Source organism: Candidatus Eremiobacterota bacterium, assembly GCA_031082125.1.
Lineage (GTDB): Bacteria > Vulcanimicrobiota > CADAWZ01 > CADAWZ01 > Ess09-12 > Ess09-12.
In genome coordinates, this window is the sequence record JAVHLM010000004.1 from 132,642 (window position 1) to 133,193 (window position 552).

Here is a 552-nt window from a genome sequence, read left to right on the forward strand (position 1 = left end):
AGCTTTACCGCGAGGCGGCAAAGGATCCCCAGGTGGCTTCGCAGCTTATATCATCTCAGGCCGCATCGCTGAAGACCGATGAAGGGAAGAAGGCATTCACAGAGCTTTACCGCGAGGCGGCAAAGGATCCCCAGGTGGCTTCGCAGCTTATATCATCACAGGCAGCATCGCTGAAAACCGATGAAGGCAAAAAGGCTTTTACAGAGCTTTACCGGGAGGCAGCCAAGGATCCCCAGGTGGCTTCGCAGCTTGTTTCATCACAGGCAGCATCGCTGAAAACCGATGAAGGGAAGAAGACCTTCACGGAGATTTACCGCGAAGCAGCAAAAGATCCTCAGACTGCCACTTCGCTGGTGCAGGTGAAGGCCGGCGCTTCATCAACGCCTGAGGGTGCCAGGACCATCGCTGAAATGCAGAGGGAGATTGCAAAGGATCCTCAGCTCTCTACTCTTGAAATTCAGGCAAGAGCAAGGGCGACAGAAACCTCTGAAGGTCGGCAGGCGCTCAGAGAGTTTAACCAGCAGGCAGCGCAGAACCCTGGCCTTGCCGCAT

General features: G+C 55.3%; 1 protein-coding gene. It reads left to right on the forward strand.

The window, feature by feature from the left end; genetic code table 11:
- A partial coding sequence (locus tag RDV48_06250; protein MDQ7822379.1) for a hypothetical protein occupies nucleotides 1–552 on the forward strand: 552 nt, incomplete at both ends.